Origin of the sequence: Salegentibacter salegens (assembly GCF_900142975.1) — a bacterium.
GTDB lineage: Bacteria > Bacteroidota > Bacteroidia > Flavobacteriales > Flavobacteriaceae > Salegentibacter > Salegentibacter salegens.
Genome location: NZ_LT670848.1, coordinates 3334814 through 3352521, shown reverse-complemented (window position 1 = coordinate 3352521; position 17708 = coordinate 3334814). Strand labels below are relative to the sequence as shown.

The following is a 17708-nucleotide window of genomic DNA, read 5'->3' as shown; positions in this document are numbered from 1 at the left end:
ATTAAGCGGGCTCGTTTAACAAGTCAAGGAAATCTACCGCGGTAGCTTCCATTTGATGCACTACTTTATCGGTTTTTACCACTAAGTGGTTATACCCAATATAAGCGATAATACCTACAATAAGTCCGGCAACGGTTGTGGTCATCGCGGTATAAATACCTTCGGCTAACGCTCCCATTTGTGCCTGCCCACTACTGGTAGCCAGTTCATGAAAAGCAATTACCATACCGATTACAGTACCCAAAAATCCAATCATCGGGGCGGCTCCTGCGATGGTCGCCAGAACACTAACGTTCTTTTCTAATTTATAAACTTCTAAACGTCCGGCGTTTTCTATAGCAGTATTAATATCTTCTAAAGGACTTCCAATTCTGGAAATTCCCTTTTCGGTTAATCTTGCTACCGGAGAATCACTTTGTGCACAACGCATCTTTGCCGATTCTATATTTCCGTTTAAAACGTTATCCTTAATTTGAAGCATAAAATTCTTATCTACCTGGCTGGCCGATTTTATAGCAAAAAGCCTTTCGAAGTAAATATAAACTGCTGCAAACAGCAGGATAAAAAGAATGAAGATAATGATTTGGCCTCCAAGGCCTCCACTAAGCATTAAATCGAATAAAGACAGGGTTTTTTCTTCCACTACCGGTTCTGCCTCCTGGGCGGCTTCGGCAACGCCGTCCTGCTGAAAAAAGTATAGCATAGGTTTCTATTAGGGTTTTTAATGTAACGTGATAAACCAGATTTAATTGTAAATCAAATTTAGTAAAATAATCAGCAGTGCAAACTGCTTTATCCCAATTGGGAGTTTTTTATTTTTTGAACGGAAATTTCCTCCAATTTAGTCCAAAAAAAATCCCGCTCGAAAGCGGGATCTTCAGGAATAATCTCAATCAACTAAAATTAAAAGATTAATCAAAAACTTATACCAATTGTTTCAGCGCTACTTCAAAAGCTGTTTTGCTGATATTGGTTTTGCTACTATTATTATCATAGGTATTCTGAATGGCATTTTTAATGGTCATAGAAGTATCATTAAAAATAGACTCATCGGTCATTTGTACTCTTCTTTCCATAAAATAAGCGAAAACTCTCGCCATTCCGCAGTTTGCAATAAAATCGGGAATAAGGCTAACTTTTTCATCGGTAGATTCCATAATTGAGCCGAAGAAAATTTCTTTATCAGCAAAAGGCACATTGGCGCCACTGGTAATTACCTCTAATTTTCTTTTAATAAGACTGTTAATTTGATCCTGGGTAATTAAACGGGAAGCAGCACAAGGTGCAAAGATCTCGGCATCAAGTTCCCAAATTTTTTCATTAATTTCTTCAAAAGGAATTAAATTATCGTGCTTAATTGTATTCCCTTCCTTGTTAAGGAAAAGCTCCTTAATTTCTTCAAAAGTAAATCCATCTTCGTTAATTAAACCGCCAACACGGTCTATAATCCCCACTATTTTAACGCCCATTTGAGAAAGGTAATAAGCTGCTGCCGAGCCTACATTTCCAAAACCCTGAACTATTGCTTTTTTCTCTGTTACATCACCACCATAAATATCGTAGTAATGTTTAACAGATTCTGCTACGCCGTAACCGGTAATCATATCGGCAACGGTATATTTTCGGGTCACATCTGGAGAAAAACGAGTGTTTTCCAAAACCTTGATTACGCCCTGGCGCAACTGCCCAATTCTATTTATTTTATCGGCTTCAGTAGGCTTAAAATGTCCATTAAAAACACCTTCTTGCGGGTGCCATACTCCGCAATCTTCAGTAATAGGAATTACTTCATTTATTTCATCAACATTAAGATCGCCACCGGTACCGTAGTAACTTTTTAATAATGGCGAAACTGCTTTATACCAGCGTTCTAAAACCCCCTTTTTACGCGGATCATTAGGATCGAAGTTTATCCCAGACTTAGCTCCTCCAATTGGAGGCCCTGAAACGGTGAATTTTACTTCCATAGTTTTTGCCAGGGAAAGCACTTCGTTTTGATCTAATCCCACACGCATTCTTGTACCTCCACCGGCAGCACCACCACGTAAGGAATTTATCACGGTCCAACCTTCAGCTTCTGTCTCAGAATCTTTCCAGTTAAATACTATTTCTGGCTCTTTATTTTCGTATAACTTTAATAATTCCTTCATTTACACTCTAATTTTTCACAAATATATAAACTAAGTGGTATATTTTTAATTTTTCATCAAAAAGTTTAGATCTCGTAAATTACTCCGGAGGAATGATCATTTTTAGCACCAGTAACCGATTTTAATACATTTACCTCATCCCGAAGCTTTAAAACTCCCAGTAATCCAAAAATTAAAGCTTCCTTATAGTTAATAATTTCATCTGAAGGAATCGTGAAATGGCAATTAGATTCTTTTTTAAGAAGTCTAATTAAAAAATTATTAAAAGTTCCGCCGCCGGTCATTAAAACTTTCGAATTTGGGTTATCATCCAGCGTTTTAGCAATTTGCTGAGCCACATGAACCGTATAAGTATGAAGAATATCTTGAATATTATCTTCGTATTTTTCCAGAATGGGAAAAACTTCAGCTTTCACCCATTCTATTCCTAAAGATTTAGGTGGTTTCTGGGTATAGAAGGCCAGGCTATTTAGCTTTTTAAGCAAATCTTCATTTAAATTACCCGAAGCTGCCAGTTTACCGCCTTCATCAAATTCTTTTCCCAATTTTTGTGCATAATAATTCAAAACGGTGTTTGTGGCACAGATATCATAAGCTAGGCGTTTGTCATCTTTTTCGGTAGAAATATTGGCAAATCCGCCTAAATTCACGCAATATTTATAATCTGAAAAAAGCAATTGATCGCCAATTGGAACAAGCGGTGCGCCCTGCCCGCCTAATTTCACATCCTGTACTCTAAAATCGCAAATTACTGTTTGACCTGATAAGTAGGCGAGTTCAGGTAAATTCCCAATCTGCAAGGTGTAATTATTTTCAGGCTCATGTTTAATGGTGTGGCCGTGGCTACAAACCGCATCAATATCTTTTATTTGGTGGGTTTCTATAAACCGGGAAATTATTCCGGAGAGAAAATTGGTATATTTTTTATTAAGCTCTTCTAAGCGTTCTTCAGAATAGTCAATAGCGGCAGATAAAGTTTCCTGCCAATTTAAGGGATAAGGAATGGTTTCAGCCTTTAAAATCTTATAACTCCAGGAATTTTTAAAATCAAAATTAACATAGACCAGGTCGATGCCATCTAAGGATGTCCCCGACATCACTCCTATAACTTTGTAGTTAGCTTTTTTCATATTCGTAAAATTAATGAAACTAAATTGAAAATTACACACCAAAACTTTACCTTTGGTGACCAAAATTAGATTTTCCTAAATTAAAATAATAATATGGATTTCAAACTTACAGAAGAACATATCATGATTCGCGATGCCGCTCGTGATTTTGCAAAAGCAGAATTATTACCGGGTGTTATTGAGAGAGATGAAAAACAGGAATTCCCAAGAGAGCTGGTAAAAAAGATGGGAGATCTTGGTTTTCTGGGTATGATGGCTTCTCCTGAATATGGTGGAGGTGGAATGGATACCATCGCTTATATATTGGTGATGGAAGAGCTTTCTAAGATAGACGCATCTGCATCGGTTATGGTATCGGTAAATAATTCCCTGGTATGCTGGGGACTTGACACTTACGGAAACGAAGAACAAAAGAAAAAATATCTAACAAAACTTACTACCGGTGAAAAACTTGGTGCTTTTTGCCTTTCTGAACCTGAAGCAGGAAGTGATGCAACTTCACAGCGCACCACAGCCATAGATAAAGGAGATCATTACGTTCTTAACGGAACCAAGAATTGGATCACCAACGGTAGTTCTGCTGATTATTATTTAGTTATCGCCCAAACCGACCGTGAGAAAAAACACAAAGGGATTAATGCATTCATTGTTGAAAAAGGTGTGGAAGGTTTTGAAATTGGTCCCAAAGAACAAAAAATGGGAATTCGCGGAAGCGATACACATTCATTAAATTTTAATGATGTAAAAGTTCCTAAAGAAAATAGAATTGGCGAAGACGGTTTCGGCTTCAAATTCGCTATGAAAACGCTTTCTGGCGGAAGAATAGGAATCGCCGCACAGGCTCTGGGAATTGCTTCTGGTGCCTACGAGTTGGCTTTAGATTATTCAAAACAACGTAAAGCCTTTGGTACCGAAATTTGCAACCACCAGGCAATTGCTTTTAAACTTGCCGATATGTACACCTCTATTGAAGCTTCCAGGCATTTGGTTATGAAAGCTGCCTGGGAAAAAGACCAGGGTGCAAATTACGACCTTACCGGAGCGATGGCAAAAGTGTACGCTTCAAAAACTGCTATGGATGTTACTACTGAAGCTGTACAGGTTCACGGCGGTAATGGATATGTAAAAGAATACCACGTAGAGCGCTTAATGCGTGATGCCAAAATTACCCAGATATACGAAGGAACTTCAGAAATTCAAAAAATTGTAATTTCCAGGGCTATCCTTAAAGATTAATTTTCTTGTTAATTATTGTATTAAGTCCGGTTTTTCTAAAATCGGACTTTTTTTATGGGCTAAAACCACATCCTTTATTTATAGAATCAATAATAGAAAAGGGATGAAATTACATAATTATCATTTATAATAAATTTAATTGTTTTTACTGAATTTCTTCTTACTTTAAGCTGTAAACGCTTCATAATATTTATCTAATTAGGTAATTTTGAGACGATAACTTAAGGACGAAAAGGACATGAAATTAAAAAAACAGGGGCTCTATTCACCCGAATTTGAGCACGATAATTGTGGCGCAGGATTTATATGTAATCTAAAAGGCAAACGAACTAATGATATAATTCATAAAGCCTTAGATATTCTTATTCGCCTAGAACACAGAGGTGCGGTAAGTGCCGATGGTAAAACAGGTGATGGTGCCGGTATTTTAATAGAAATTCCTCACGATTTTTTTAAGAAAACCTGTGAATTCAAACTCCCCGATTTCAAAGAATATGCGGTAGGAATGGTTTTTCTTCCGCAGTCTGAAAATCAAGGTAAAATTTGTCGGGAGATTTTTGAAGAAGAGATTATTGGCCAGGGCCTTAATCTTATAGGCTGGCGCGAAGTGCCCGTAAACAGAGCTTGCCTGGGTAGTATTGCTTCACTTTCTGAACCAAATGTACAGCAGGTTTTTATAGGAAAAGGAGATGATGTTTCAGAAGAAAGTTTTAATGCCAAGCTTTTTGCCGCTAGAAAAATCGCAGAACATCGCATTGAAAAATCAGAACTTTCTGAATCAGAATATTTTTACCTGGCAAGTTTATCAACCAACACCATTATCTACAAAGGTTTGTTGATGCCGCAGGATATAAACGTTTACTACCGCGATCTTAACGAGCCAGATGTAGTTACCAAACTTGCTTTGGTTCACCAGCGGTTCTCTACAAACACGTTCCCAACTTGGGATTTGGCACAACCTTTCCGATATATGTGTCACAATGGGGAAATAAATACGCTACGTGGAAATTTAAGTCGAATGAAAGCCAGGGAAGAGCTTTTTGAAAGCGAAAAATTTGGCGAAGATCTAAAAGAGGTTATTCCTATTGTTCCTGAAGGCAAATCAGATTCAGCTTCTATGGATATGGTACTGGAATTATTATTACAAACCGGAAGATCTCTTCCAGAAGCAATAATGATGATGGTCCCTGAAGCCTGGGAGAAAAATCCGTCTATGCTTGATGAGAAAAAAGCATTTTACGAATACAACGCTTGCATTATGGAACCCTGGGATGGCCCGGCTTCCATTCCGTTTACCGATGGAAAATATATAGGTGCGTTATTAGACAGAAACGGATTACGTCCATCCAGGTATACACTTACCAAAGATGGCTACGTAATAATGTCTTCAGAAACAGGTGTTTTAGAAATTAAACCCGAAAACGTTGAATTACACGGTAGGCTCGAACCCGGAAGGATGTTCCTCGTAGATATGCAGGAAGGCCGAATTATAGGCGATGAAGAAGTAAAGCAAAAAATTATTTCTGAAAGACCTTATAGAAAATGGTTAGATGAAAATTTACTTAATCTTTCTGAAGTTCCTTATACCGGTAACAAAACCCCGGTAGAGAAAATAGACATTAATACCCGGCAAAAGTTATTTGGTTATACCCAGGAAGACATCAAAACAATTATTAGCCCAATGGCGCTCCAGGGAAAAGAAGCAATTGGCTCTATGGGTGCCGATATCCCTCTGGCGGTACTTTCAGATAAATCACAGCTTTTATTCAATTATTTTAAGCAATTATTCGCACAGGTAACCAACCCTCCTTTAGATGGAATAAGGGAAGAGATTGTTACCGATATTAGTTTAGCTATTGGGGAAGACCGTAATTTATTTGATATCATTCCTGAACAATCAAAAAAATTACGAATTCAAAACCCGGTAATTTCCAACGAAGATTTAGATAAAATAAAATACATAGAACATCCAGATTTTAAAACCGCTTCAATTTCTATTTTATATGAAGCCAATAAAGGCCTTAACGGACTTGAAACAAGACTGGATGAAATTATTTACGAAATAAATGATGCCGTAGATAAAGGTTGTAATGTAATTATACTTACTGATAGGAACGCCGATCCAAAATTAGCGCCTATTCCTTCACTTTTGGCTTGTTCTTTTGTGCATCACGGTGTTAAAAAACATAACCGAAGATCTTCCTTCGGAATTGTAATAGAATCTGCCGAACCACGGGAACCACATCATTTCGCATTGTTATTTGGTTATGGTGCCAGCGCCATTAATCCGTATATGGTGAATGAAATTATCTACAGCCTGGTGGAAGAAAAAGAGATTGAAGTTGATGATCCTGAAGTTGCCGTAGAGAATTTTAATGTAGCCATTGGAAAAGGTATTGTGAAGATTATGAATAAGATTGGTATTTCTACCCTTCACTCCTACCGCGGCGCCCAAATTTTCGAGATTCTTGGCTTAAACCAAAAATTTGTAGATAAATATTTCACAAATACACCAACCCGAATTGAGGGAATTGGACTGTATGAAGTGGAAAAAGAAATTCAAAAACGTTTTGAGAACGCCTTTACGCCCAAGAAAACAGATACCGATCTGGACCTTGAAATTGGAGGTGATTATCGCTGGAGAAGAACCGGCGAAAGACATATGTTTAACCCCGCAAGTGTGGCTAAACTGCAACAAGCGGTAAAGCAAAACAGCACTAAAGCTTACGAAGAATATTCAAAATTAATTAACGACCAAAGCGAACGCCTAATGACGCTTCGCGGAATGTTCAAATTCCGTGACCTGAATCCTGTTTCCATTGAAGAAGTAGAACCCTGGACAGAGATCGTTAAACGTTTTAAAACCGGCGCGATGTCTTTTGGTTCTATAAGTAAAGAAGCACACGAAAATCTGGCAGTTGCGATGAACCGTATGCAGGGAAAAAGTAACTCTGGTGAAGGAGGCGAAGATCCACAGCGTTTTCATAAAGATCTTGATGGCAACTGGAGAAATTCAGCTATTAAGCAGGTTGCTTCAGGTAGATTTGGAGTTTCAATTAATTATTTGAGTAACGCTAAAGAAATTCAAATTAAAATGGCCCAGGGTGCAAAACCCGGGGAAGGCGGGCAGTTACCGGGACCAAAAGTAAACCCCGATATTGCAAAAACCAGAAATTCAACACCTTATGTAGGATTAATTTCTCCACCACCTCACCACGATATTTATTCCATAGAGGATTTGGCGCAGTTAATTTTCGACCTTAAAAATGCGAACCGCGAAGCCAGGATTAATGTAAAGCTGGTTTCTAAAGTTGGCGTGGGAACAATTGCTGCCGGTGTTGCAAAAGCAAAAGCCGATGTAGTGCTTATTTCCGGTTTTGATGGTGGTACGGGAGCTTCTCCCCTCACCTCGCTGAGACACGCAGGTTTACCCTGGGAACTTGGAATAGCCGAAGCCCAACAAACGCTACTCATCAACAACCTTAGAAACAGGATTGTTGTAGAGTGTGACGGCCAGTTAAAAACCGGTCGTGATGTGGCTATTGCCGCATTGCTTGGTGCAGAAGAATTTGGTTTTTCCACCGCTCCACTTGTAGCTTCAGGCTGCATTATGATGCGTGCCTGCCACTTAAACACCTGCCCTGTGGGAATCGCTACGCAAGATCCTGAACTTCGTAAGAAGTTTAAAGGAACTCCTGAAGATGTGATCAACTTTATGTATTTCATCGCACAGGAATTAAGACAAATTATGGCCGATCTTGGTTTTAGAACTATAAATGAAATGGTTGGACAAAGCCAAAAACTGGATATGAACCGTGCGATAGAGCATTATAAAGCACAGGGATTAGACCTTTCTAATATTCTCTATAAACCGAAAATAGATGAAGATATGCCGCTTTACAATACAGAAACCCAGGATCACAACCTGGAGAATGTATTGGATTTTGAGATACTAAATCAGGCGCATCCGGCTATTTACCGAAAGGAAAAAATGAGTCTGGATTTCCCGATTAGCAATATAAACCGAACCACAGGTGCAATTTTAAGTAATGAAATTTCCAAAATTCACGGAGCAAAAGGATTACCCGATGGCACGCTTACATTGAATTTTACCGGTTCTGGAGGACAAAGTTTTGGGGCTTTTGCTACCAAAGGCTTAACGATGAATATCGACGGGAATTCTAACGATTACTTAGGAAAAGGACTCTCGGGAGCAACTTTAAGTGTAAGAAAACCTAAAGAAGCAACCTTTAAATCTAATGAAAACGTCATTATTGGGAATGTTGCACTTTACGGCGCTACAGATGGGGAAGCCTATATCAACGGAATGGGCGGTGAACGTTTTTGTGTAAGAAACTCAGGTGCCAAAGCGGTAATTGAAGGAATTGGTGATCACGGTTGTGAATATATGACTGGAGGAATTGCCGTTATTTTAGGAAAAATAGGAAGAAATTTCGCTGCCGGAATGAGCGGAGGAATCGCTTATATCTATAATGGCGATAATACTTTAGACAATCATAATTTCAATATGGAAATGATTGGTTTAGAAGAGCCTTCAGAAGAAAATAAAAAAGAATTAAAAGAACTTATTGAAAATCACTACCGTTACACCGAGAGCGATGTAGCCAAAGATATCCTGGAAAACTGGGAAGAAAATGCAGGTAAGTTCATAAAAGTAATGCCGGTAGAATATAAAAAGGCTTTACAAAAAATGGAAGAAGAGAAAATGTTAAAAGAACAAGTAGAACTCAAAACAGCATAATTATGGGTAAGATAAGAGGTTTTATGGAATACGACCGCAAGGTGGAAGAGACAGAAGCTGTTGAAAATCGAGTTAAAGATTATAAAGAATTTACAAAAGAAATGTCTCCAGAAGAGCTGGGAGACCAGGGAGCAAGGTGTATGGATTGCGGAATTCCGTTTTGTCACAGCGGCTGCCCGCTTGGAAACTTAATTCCAGATTTTAACCATGCGGTTTATAAAAACGACTGGAAAAAGGCACTTAGCATTTTACATGGAACCAATAATTTCCCTGAATTTACCGGGAGATTATGCCCGGCACCTTGCGAATCTGCTTGTGTTCTGGGAATTACAGATCCGCCGGTGGCCATTGAACTTATTGAGAAATATATTGTTGAGCGAGGATTTAAAGAAGGTTGGGTAACACCGCAACCTCCAAAATCCAGAACAGGAAAAACAGCCGCAGTTGTAGGCTCGGGTCCTGCCGGGCTTGCAGCAGCACAACAGCTAAACCGATCCGGCCACGAAGTCACCGTTTTTGAGCGTGACAAGAAAATTGGCGGACTTCTACGTTATGGAATTCCAGATTTTAAGATGGAAAAACATGTGATAGATCGCCGGGTAAATATTATGAAACAAGAAGGAATCAAATTTGAAACAGGGGTTCATGTAGGCGAAAATTATGAAGCAGAAAAACTCAAAGAATTTGATGCCGTAGTACTTTGCGGTGGTGCCACTAAACACCGAAATCTTCCTATTGATGGAGCCGAAGGTGACGGTGTGATGCAGGCAATGGATTTCCTAAAAAATAACAACGAAGTTGTAGACGGATTAAAAGAGCAAACCGAAAAATTTTCAGCTGAAGGTAAAAATGTGATTGTTATTGGAGGTGGTGACACCGGTTCCGACTGTGTTGGAACTTCTAATCGCCACGGAGCAAAATCGGTTACCAATTTTGAAATCATGCCGGTTCCAGGAGAACATAGAGACAAAGAAAATCCTTGGCCATACTGGCCGTTTACGCTAAAAACTACTTCTTCTCACGAAGAAGGTGTGGAGCGCAATTGGAGTATTAATACCAAAGAATTTATTAGGGATAAAGAAGGAAACTTAAAAGCTCTAAAAACAGTAAATATAGAATGGATTAAAGGTAAAAATGGAAGGCCACAGCTAAAAGAAGTTGAAGGATCTGAAAAAGAATGGCCTTGTGAACTAATACTTTTAGCTTTAGGATTTACAGGACCAGAAAAAACTTTAAGTGAACAATTAGGTTTGGAACTTGATAGCAGAACTAATATTAAAGGAGATAAAAGTTACCAAACCAACATTCCAAATATATTTACCGCAGGAGATATGCGTCGCGGGCAATCTTTAATTGTTTGGGCAATTTCTGAAGGTCGTGAGGCTGCATATCACGTAGATAAATTTTTAATGGGAAAATCTTTGTTACCAAGAAAAGGGGAAGGTGATCTTCCCGCTGCTTAATTTGAATTTTGAATAAATTGTAGGTTAAAAGCGTCCGGGTTTCGGGCGCTTTTAATTTTTAAAGTGAAGTTGAAAAACAATTAATAAACCTCACAGGTTTAAAATCCTGTGAGGTTTATTTTTTGGAATTACAGTGTTTTAGCCACTTTATTTACTGCTTCAATCGTAGTGTCTAAATCGTCATACGAAAGTGCATCACTTATAAACCAGGTTTCATAGGCGCTTGGTGCTATATAAATTCCGTTTTCCAGCATTCCGTGGAAGAATTTATTGAAAGTACCAAGGTTTGCAGATGTTGCAGCCGAAGCAAAATCGGTTACGGGTTCTTTCCCAAAATGTACCGAAATCATAGAACCTATACGGTTTATGGTAAAATCGATATTGTTTTGAGTCAGCACTTTTTCCATTCCTTCGTGAAGGTATGCAGTCTTTTTATCTATGCTTTCAAAAATCTCTCTTTTGCCATCCAGTTCAGTAAGCATAGCTAATCCTGCCGCCATCGCCAGCGGATTCCCACTTAGCGTTCCGGCCTGATAAACCGGCCCAACCGGTGCCAGGTAATCCATAATTTCATTTCGGGCAGCAAAAGCTCCAACCGGCAAACCACCACCAATAACTTTTCCGAAGCAGGCGATATCGGCGTTTACTCCCATTCGCTCCTGGACGCCTCCTGCAGCTAGCCTAAAGCCGCTCATTACTTCATCAAAAACCAATAAAATATCGTACTGATCACAAAGTTCTCGCAAACCTTCAAGAAAACCTTTATTTGGAGGAATACAGCCCATATTTCCGGGTACGGGTTCTATAATAATACAGGCAATTTCATCTTTATTGGCTTCAATTAAAGATTTTACATTTTGAAGATCGTTATATTTTGCAAGCAGTGTATCTTTTGCAGTCCCCTGTGTAACTCCCGGGCTATTTGGCGTTCCAAAAGTAACCGCACCGCTACCGGCCTGGATGAGAAAAGAATCGCTATGCCCGTGATAACAACCGGCAAATTTGATGATCTTTTCTTTTCCGGTAAAACCGCGAGCAAGTCTAACCGCACTCATAGTCGCTTCGGTCCCCGAATTTACCATTCTTATCTTATCGATATTAGGAACCATTTTTACCGCCAATTCCGCGATTTTGGTTTCAATTTCGGTAGGAGTACCAAAAGAAGTTCCTTTTTTGGCAATATCTATAACCGCATCTATTACCGGTTTGTGGGCGTGACCTAAGATTAACGGTCCCCACGAATTTATATAGTCTATTAATTTGTTTCCGTCTTCATCATACAAATAGGCTCCTTCGGCTCTTTTTATAAAAATGGGATCTCCGCCCACTGCTTTAAATGCTCTTACCGGTGAGTTCACTCCGCCGGGAATTACTTTTTGTGCCGAAGCGAACAATTCGCTACTTCTTTTATAGATCATAAATTTTTATTCTGAAGAGATAATTACCAACATTTGCCCTACGGAAATATTAGTGTCTCTTAAATTATTAAATCGTTGTAATTCTTCTACAGTGGTATTATGTTGTTTTGCAATCCCGTATAAAGTATCGCCTTTCTTAACCCTGTAAGTAACAGATTCGGGTGATTCTGGTGTATAGGTGTAACTTGGCGAAGGCCGGTTTAAAACTGTCCCATCAAATTGATAGAGCCTGTAGCGCTCTATCAAACTAATTAATTTATCAGGATAACGTCTATCGGTAGCATAACCAGCTTTTCTTAAACCTCTTGCCCATCCTTTATAGTCATCTTTATCTAAATCAAAAAGTTCAGAATAACGCTTTCTTTCGGTTAAAAAAAGTGAATGATCGCGGTAGGAATAACGGGCATCTTTATATTTTCTAAAACATTCACCACGGGCATCGTCGTCGTGGTAAGCTCTAGCGCCTTTCCAGTCGTGACATTTAATTCCAAAATGATTATTAGCACGCAAAGTGAGATCTCCTTTGCCTCCGCCAGATTCTAAAATTCCCTGGGCTAGGGTAATACTCGCCGGAATATCGTAAAGTCTCATTTCTTCCATAGCTACCGCTGCAAAATCCCTAATATAATCTTCTACAGTGTACAACCGCGGATTCACCGGTGGGAGTATTGGTTCGCCATCTAAAGGTTTTACTCCTTCTATTTCTCTACCTGAAGATTCAGTAAAAACATTTTCCTTGTTGGAATCTTTTTTAGTGGTGACTACTTTTTTCTTGCTTCCGCAGGAAACTGCAAATGCAGCGAGAAAAATCAAAACAAAAAACCGGTTAATTCTCATATTAAAAAGTGATTAGGGGCAATTTTTTCTTTTTTAAAAACGTATTCATTCCCTGAATTCCTTGTAAACCTCCAGTGTGAATGGCCAGAATTTTACTTCCGGAAGGGAAATATCCGGCTTTTATAAGGTCAAAAATACCAAAAACTAACTTTCCTGTATATATCGGATCTAATTGAATTTTATATTTTTTTTTGAAATTATTAATAAAATTTATCAATTCTGAATTTACCTTAGCATAACCACCAAAATGATAATCCAGTTTTAACGTCCAATTTTCCTTAAAACTGTATTTTTCAATTTCTTTGGAAAGAAAATCGCCTTTTAAAGCCGGAAAACCCAAAATTTCTTGATTTATACCTGAAGCATTTATCAAACCCGCAAGGGTGCCACCGGTACCTACAGAAGCCGCAATAAAGTCGAATTGTCTATCATTTTCTGTCAAAATTTCCTGGCAACCTTTAACCGCCAACTCATTAGTTCCCCCTTCCGGAACAAGATAAAATTCACCGAATTCGTCTTTTAATCGCTGCTCAAACGCTTTGGTTTCCTTTTCTCTATAATCTGCTCTTGAAACAAATTTAAATTGCATTCCACAGGAATTAGCATACTTAAGGGTGGGATTTTGCGCTAAAGTATTTTGAAGATTCCTGCCTAATTCCTCTCCCCGTATAATCCCTATTGTTTTTAACCCGAATAGTTCCCCAGCTGCTGCCGTTGCGGCGATATGATTGGAAAAAGCTCCTCCAAAAGTGAGAAGCGTTTTTTGCTTTTGTTCAAGCGCCCTGGCAATATTATATTTTAATTTCCTGAATTTATTCCCTGAAACTTCCGGATGCAGTAAATCTTCCCGTTTTAGATATAGCGAAATTCCATTAGAAAACTCAGTAACAAACTGATTTTCAGAATGTAATTCAGTAAAAATATTTGGAGATTTGGACATAGGCAAATATCCGAATTCTAAAATGAGCTACCTAAACAAACTGTAAAAATGCCCAGAATTTACGTTCCTGTAAATAATTTTCTTTCATTTCCTGGCTGTACGCTTCGCGCTCAAAACTGATATTTTTATAGGCAAGAAAACGGTCTTTATAATAAAGTAAGCGCAGCAAATATTCAGCTAAATACCAAATATAGAAAGGTAAAATAAGTAATTCTAATTGCTGCCTTAGATGAATTTTTTCGTGATTAATAAAATTAAAATCATCTTTTAGATCACTATTTTTAAGAATAACAAAAGGCCATAAACTCACCCCTTTAAATGATTTTCCCAGAAGATATTTGTTAACGATTAGAATCACGTGTGGAAGTTAAGAAATTGTATTTTTGCGATATGAGTTTTTTCAAAAAAAGAATTCCGTTAGAAGAAGGCGATTATTACATCACGCCCGAAGGTTATCGTTGTTTTACCGAAAAATATCACCTAAAACGCGGCTATTGCTGTGAGAGCGGTTGTCGGCATTGCCCATACGGTTTTGATAAAAAAACCGGGAAACAATCATAGATCATTAATTTTTGTTAGTCTGTATTTCATCGCAGAATCTCCCATTACTTTAGATTCGTCCTTAAAAATCTGTAGCAGGTAATTTTCGCTAACTTTAAAATAGAGTTTTTGTCGCTCTCCCAACCCAATGGTATTCCCCTGCTTATTCCACTCTAATTTCCCTGTTTCGTTAAGATTGTTTTCTTCAGCTTCGGCTCTTCCCAGGTAATGTTGGGATAGCACATAATCTAAATTTTTCTTTAACCGAATACTGGTTTCAATTCCATCACAATTTTCACAAGGCAAAACACCTTCATACACACCTGCCCAATCCAGGGAATCTTGAGCACTATATAAATCTTTTGAAGGTGCTTTCTTATTTTCACTCGAACTTCCAAAAGAAATTGGTTTTGCAGTTTTCTCTTCATTTTTGCAGGAAATAAGAAAAAGAATTGAAAAGAGAATTATTATGATTTTCACCTTTATAAGAATTTATAAGTTATTAATTTGGTTGTTGTGGCTGTTGACGATAGCCGTGTTTTGTAAATGCCCATTACGGGCTTTCAATTTAAATCTTTAAAAGAGCGCTAAATTTATAGAAAATGAAATTTAAAACTCCTTAATTTAACATTTCTTCCTATTATTGAAACCTATTGCAAACAGAAATTAAATGGACTTTAAAGCGAAAATATTACAGGGAATTCCAAGCGAACTTCCTCCCAAAAAAGAATACGATACCTCGGTAAACCACGCGCCTAAACGCAAGGCTATTTTAAATGCCGAAGAGAAGCAACTAGCTCTTCAAAATGCCTTGCGTTATTTTGAAGAAAAACATCACCAGGAATTGCTACCTGAATTCAAGGAGGAATTAGAGAAATACGGGAGAATCTATATGTATCGCCTGAAACCGGACTATGATATATATGCCCGAAATATTGAAGCATACCCCGGAAATAGCACGCAGGCAAAAGGAATTATGTTAATGATTCAAAACAACCTGGATCCCAAAGTAGCGCAACATCCCGACGAATTGATCACTTACGGTGGCAACGGTGCGGTTTTTCAAAATTGGGCGCAATACCTGCTCACTTTGCAATATTTAGCCGAAATGGAAAACGACCAGACTTTGGTAATGTATTCCGGTCATCCTATGGGCTTGTTCCCCTCTCACGAAAATGCACCGCGAGTAGTTGTAACCAACGGAATGATGATCCCAAACTATTCGAAACCCGATGACTGGGAGAAATTTAATGCGCTAGGTGTAACTCAATACGGCCAAATGACGGCCGGAAGTTATATGTACATCGGTCCCCAGGGAATTGTTCACGGTACGACGATTACAGTCTTAAATGCTGGTAGAAAAATTTCAAAATCGGGAGAAGGCCTGGAAGGGAAATTATTTGTGACTTCCGGTCTTGGCGGAATGAGCGGCGCACAACCCAAAGCCGGAAATATCGCCGGCTGTATCACTGTTTGTGCTGAAGTGAATCCAAAAGCAACACAAACCCGTCATAGCCAGGGCTGGGTAGACGAAGTGATCTCTGATTTAGAGAAACTTGCCAAAAGAGTGAAGGAAGCCAAAGCCAACAAGGAAGTAGTTTCTATCGCTTTTCAAGGAAATATCGTAGAAGTTTGGGAATATTTTGACAAAAAAAATATTTATATTGATTTGGGTAGTGACCAGACTTCCTTACATAATCCCTGGGCCGGAGGTTATTATCCGGTAGGATTAAGCCTGGAAGAAGCCAATAAAATGATGGCCGAGGAACCAGGGAAATTCAAAGAAAAAGTACAGGAAAGTTTAAAAAGACAAACCGCGGCAATTAATAAACATACCGCTAAAGGCACCTATTTCTTCGATTACGGAAATGCTTTCTTATTAGAAGCTTCACGGGCTGGAGCCGATATTTTTGCTGAAAATGGTAAAGATTTTAAATACCCGAGTTACGTTCAGGATATTATGGGGCCAATGTGTTTTGATTACGGTTTTGGACCTTTCCGGTGGGTTTGTGCATCAGGAAAAGAAGAAGATCTCGATAAAACCGATAAAATAGCGACCCAGGTTTTAGAAGAACTTAAAAAGAATTCTCCGGAAGAAATTCAGCAGCAAATGGCTGATAATATCCAGTGGATAAAAGGTGCAAGGGAAAACAAACTGGTAGTGGGATCTAAAGCCAGGATCCTCTATGCCGATGCCGAAGGCCGAATGAAAATTGCTAAAGCTTTTAATGATGCCATTGGAAATGGGGAAATAGGAACGGTTATTTTAGGTCGTGATCATCACGATGTTTCCGGCACAGATTCTCCCTATCGTGAAACCTCAAATATCTACGATGGATCCCAGTTCACAGCCGATATGGCTATACAAAATGTAATTGGAGATAGCTTTAGAGGCGCTACCTGGGTGAGCATCCATAATGGCGGCGGAGTTGGCTGGGGCGAGGTTGTAAATGGCGGATTTGGTATGATTCTTGAAGGAGATAAAGCATCGGAAGAGCGCTTAAAATCTATGCTTTTCTGGGATGTTAACAATGGAATTGCCCGCCGAAGCTGGGCCCGGAATAAAGAAGCAGTCTTCGCTGCAAAAAGGGCTATGCAAATGGAACCAAAGCTAAAAGTAACGATCCCAAACCTGGTAGACCCAGCTCTTTTCGACACTAACATTTAAAACTATTATTTTATGAAAGTCTTAAAAATTACACCGGTTTTACTTCTGCTGGCTGTTTTGGTTACTTCCTGCAGTAGTGTGAGAGTTGCTTCAGATTACGATAGGGAAGTAAATTTTAATCAGTACCAAAGTTACGCGTTTTTTAAACCGGGGATAGATAAAGCCGAGATTTCCGATTTAGATAAGAAACGAATTCTTAGGGCCATAGAAGATGAAATGCAGCGTAAAGGTTTTACAAAATCTGATAATCCTGATCTTTTGGTAAGCATTTTTACTAAAACCAATGAAAATATAAACATCTACCAAAACAATATGATGGGCTGGGGATACGGTTGGGGATGGCATCCCTGGTATTGGGGCTCAGGCTTTAATACGGTAAACCGCACCAGCGATGGTACTCTTTATATAGATCTCATAGATGCTGAAGGTAAAGAATTGGTTTGGCAGGGAATGGGAACTGCTGCCCTCGCGAGCGATGTGAATAAAAAGCAAGCCAGAATTAACGAAATTGTTCAGGAAATACTGGAAAAGTATCCTCCACAAATAGAAGATTAACCCAACAAA

The 17708-nt window shown here is 38.7% G+C and carries 14 protein-coding genes; 6 read left to right on the top strand and 8 right to left on the bottom strand.

Annotated elements, in window-relative coordinates; translation table 11 throughout:
• Position 1: 1 nt before the first annotated feature.
• The 3 genes from B5488_RS14785 to B5488_RS14775 form a co-directional block, all read right to left on the bottom strand.
• Positions 2 to 703: a MotA/TolQ/ExbB proton channel family protein gene (locus tag B5488_RS14785; RefSeq protein WP_079735968.1), complete on the bottom strand. Its 702-nt coding sequence runs from the start codon at positions 701 to 703 to the stop codon at positions 2 to 4.
• Between the two features lie 220 nt (positions 704 to 923).
• The gene (locus tag B5488_RS14780; protein WP_079735967.1) at positions 924 to 2150 is read right to left on the bottom strand and encodes a Glu/Leu/Phe/Val dehydrogenase dimerization domain-containing protein; all 1227 of its coding nucleotides are present in this window, start codon (positions 2148 to 2150) and stop codon (positions 924 to 926) included.
• A gap of 65 nt (positions 2151 to 2215) precedes the next feature.
• Positions 2216 to 3280 (bottom strand): anhydro-N-acetylmuramic acid kinase, encoded by a 1065-nt coding sequence (locus B5488_RS14775; protein WP_079735966.1) that lies wholly within the window; start codon positions 3278 to 3280, stop codon positions 2216 to 2218.
• Between the two features lie 93 nt (positions 3281 to 3373).
• Between B5488_RS14775 and B5488_RS14770 the strand changes: the two genes are divergently transcribed.
• The 3 genes from B5488_RS14770 (at position 3374) to B5488_RS14760 (ending at position 10741) form a co-directional block, all read left to right on the top strand.
• The gene (locus B5488_RS14770) at positions 3374 to 4516 is read left to right on the top strand and encodes an acyl-CoA dehydrogenase (RefSeq protein WP_079735965.1); all 1143 of its coding nucleotides are present in this window, start codon (positions 3374 to 3376) and stop codon (positions 4514 to 4516) included.
• Between the two features lie 238 nt (positions 4517 to 4754).
• Positions 4755 to 9278: a glutamate synthase large subunit gene (gene gltB, locus B5488_RS14765; protein WP_079735964.1), complete on the top strand. Its 4524-nt coding sequence runs from the start codon at positions 4755 to 4757 to the stop codon at positions 9276 to 9278.
• Between the two features lie 2 nt (positions 9279 to 9280).
• Positions 9281 to 10741: a glutamate synthase subunit beta gene (locus tag B5488_RS14760; RefSeq protein ID WP_079735963.1), complete on the top strand. Its 1461-nt coding sequence runs from the start codon at positions 9281 to 9283 to the stop codon at positions 10739 to 10741.
• Between the two features lie 128 nt (positions 10742 to 10869).
• Here the strand turns inward: B5488_RS14760 and hemL are convergent, their stop codons facing one another.
• From hemL to B5488_RS14740, 4 genes are read right to left on the bottom strand one after another with little or no spacing between them, the layout of a single operon-like run.
• Positions 10870 to 12159, bottom strand: coding sequence for a glutamate-1-semialdehyde 2,1-aminomutase (gene hemL, locus B5488_RS14755; protein ID WP_079735962.1), 1290 nt, complete (start codon positions 12157 to 12159; stop codon positions 10870 to 10872).
• Between the two features lie 6 nt (positions 12160 to 12165).
• Positions 12166 to 12996 carry a glucosaminidase domain-containing protein gene (locus B5488_RS14750; protein ID WP_079735961.1) on the bottom strand — a complete coding sequence of 277 codons (831 nt, stop codon included), beginning with the start codon at positions 12994 to 12996 and terminating at the stop codon, positions 12166 to 12168.
• Position 12997: 1 nt separating this feature from the next.
• Positions 12998 to 13936, bottom strand: coding sequence for a 1-aminocyclopropane-1-carboxylate deaminase/D-cysteine desulfhydrase (locus B5488_RS14745; protein ID WP_079735960.1), 939 nt, complete (start codon positions 13934 to 13936; stop codon positions 12998 to 13000).
• 31 nt (positions 13937 to 13967) lie between these two features.
• The gene (locus tag B5488_RS14740; RefSeq protein WP_079735959.1) at positions 13968 to 14294 is read right to left on the bottom strand and encodes a hypothetical protein; all 327 of its coding nucleotides are present in this window, start codon (positions 14292 to 14294) and stop codon (positions 13968 to 13970) included.
• A 32-nt stretch (positions 14295 to 14326) separates the two neighbouring features.
• Here B5488_RS14740 and B5488_RS17995 point away from each other — a divergent pair, with 32 nt between their 5' ends.
• Positions 14327 to 14497 (top strand): DUF5522 domain-containing protein, encoded by a 171-nt coding sequence (locus B5488_RS17995; protein ID WP_170065312.1) that lies wholly within the window; start codon positions 14327 to 14329, stop codon positions 14495 to 14497.
• Here the strand turns inward: B5488_RS17995 and B5488_RS14735 are convergent.
• Positions 14492 to 14956, bottom strand: a complete 465-nt coding sequence (locus B5488_RS14735) for a copper resistance protein NlpE (protein ID WP_170065311.1) — start codon at positions 14954 to 14956, stop codon at positions 14492 to 14494. The genes B5488_RS17995 and B5488_RS14735 overlap by 6 nt on opposite strands.
• A 190-nt stretch (positions 14957 to 15146) precedes the next feature.
• Here B5488_RS14735 and B5488_RS14730 point away from each other — a divergent pair, with 190 nt between their 5' ends.
• Positions 15147 to 17144, top strand: coding sequence for a urocanate hydratase (locus B5488_RS14730; protein ID WP_079735957.1), 1998 nt, complete (start codon positions 15147 to 15149; stop codon positions 17142 to 17144).
• Positions 17145 to 17156: 12 nt separating this feature from the next.
• Positions 17157 to 17699 carry a DUF4136 domain-containing protein gene (locus B5488_RS14725; protein WP_079735956.1) on the top strand — a complete coding sequence of 181 codons (543 nt, stop codon included), beginning with the start codon at positions 17157 to 17159 and terminating at the stop codon, positions 17697 to 17699.
• Positions 17700 to 17708 lie beyond the last annotated feature (9 nt).